Here is a 1,542-nt window from a genome sequence, read left to right as displayed (position 1 = left end):
GTGGGAGGGGGCTTGCCCCGGTACAAACCGGGGACATCGTTTACATTTCTAACCGGGGACATGGTTTACAGGCTAATACGCATGATCAGGAGGTAACTGATCATGCCCTGGAACCAAGAGTCCCCCATGAATCAAAGAATCAAGCTGGTAGCTGATTGGCTTTCTGGCAACTTCACCAAAAGCCAGTTGGCACGCCGCTTTGACGTTAGCCGACCTACCGTCGATAAGTGGATTGCCCGGCACGACGGCGATTTGAGGTCTTTATCCGAACTGTCCCGGCGACCTCACAACAGCCCAAATAAAACCGACGACGAGATTTTGGCCCGTGTAGTCGCGATGAAGGAGGCTCACGATAAATGGGGGCCGAAAAAGCTTCTCGAGCTATTACGGCTGGAAGATCCCTCCGTCACCTGGCCCTCTCCAAGTACGGCCGGTCAATGGCTTGACCGACTTGGGCTCGTCAAAAAGCGGCGCTTCAAACGCCGACACAGCATTTCCCACGCACAAATGCGAAAGGCCGACGAACCTAACAAGACGTGGTGTGCTGACTACAAAGGGCAGTTCAAGATGCTTAATGCTCAGATGTGCTTCCCTTTGACCGTCACAGACCATGCGTCGCGGCTGATTTTAGCGTGCAGGGCCCATCCCAAGATCATGACCCAGCCTGTAAAACAGGCCTTTGAGAGGCTTTTTCAGGAGTACGGCATGCCGGAAGTTATCCGTTCGGACAACGGGGTACCGTTCGCCTCTCCTGGCCTGGCAAGAATATCCACACTGGCAGTTTGGTGGATTCGGCTGGGTATTTATCCCGAGCGAACCATGCCGGGAAGACCCGCCCAGAATGGTCGCCATGAACGAATGCACCGTAGCTTGAAACTTGAGTTGCCCTTAGGGAAAAACTTAGTCGAGCAGCAGCTTTTGCTGGAGCATTTCAGGCATGAGTTTAATTACGTACGCCCTCACGAAGCGCTCGGCATGAAACGTCCGGGAGACTTGTATGTGCCGTCCACCCGAATTTATCCAGGATGCTTGCCCGATGTGGAATATCCGGCAGAAATGAAAGTTCGAAGCGTCAGGCAGGACGGATCGATCAAGTGGAACGGCAAGTTGGTATTTATCAGCGAGGCGCTGTCCGGGGAAAGGATAGGGCTCAAAGAAGCTGAAGATGAAGCTTGGGATTTGTACCTGTGTGATTATCCCTTGGGGAGGCTTGGACGAGGTATGACCCGCGTCCAGGCCTCAAATGTGTAAACGATGTCCCCGGTTTCAGATGTAAACGATGTCTACGGTTCTACACCCCGATGAGCATAAGTATCTACACAATTTTTCAGCGGTCTGTGGCGAGGGAGATTGCTTCCGTGGCGGCCTTCGGGCCGACCATGTCGTTGGGTTTGGGTGAGTACATATCCGTTGCTGCGGTCACGGCTACCTATGGTTCCGCCCTTACGGCGGGTCACTTTTGGAAGAGCGCCAAAAGTAACCAAAAACGCTTCGCCCCAACACTCGGCACCTCGCCTAGGCTCGGTGTGCCCTCACTCCGGC

At 54.0% G+C, this 1,542-nt stretch carries 1 protein-coding gene; it reads left to right on the top strand.

Annotated elements, in window-relative coordinates:
- Positions 1 to 102: 102 nt before the first annotated feature.
- Positions 103 to 1,251, top strand: coding sequence for an integrase core domain-containing protein (locus tag BFP99_RS26690; RefSeq protein WP_065924691.1), 1,149 nt, complete (start codon positions 103 to 105; stop codon positions 1,249 to 1,251).
- Positions 1,252 to 1,542: the final 291 nt, after the last annotated feature.

Source organism: Pseudomonas sp. 1 R 17, from assembly GCF_900067035.1.
Classification (GTDB): Bacteria; Pseudomonadota; Gammaproteobacteria; order Pseudomonadales; family Pseudomonadaceae; genus Aquipseudomonas; species Aquipseudomonas marginalis.
Note: the sequence above shows the minus strand (reverse complement) of the source record. Positions and strands in the feature narration are given on the sequence as shown.

What these genes read in the sequence shown, in the direction of transcription:
- BFP99_RS26690 (WP_065924691.1), top strand. Translation starts at nt 103, where the DNA reads ATGCCCTGGAACCAAGAGTCCCCCATGAATCAAAGAATCAAGCTGGTA.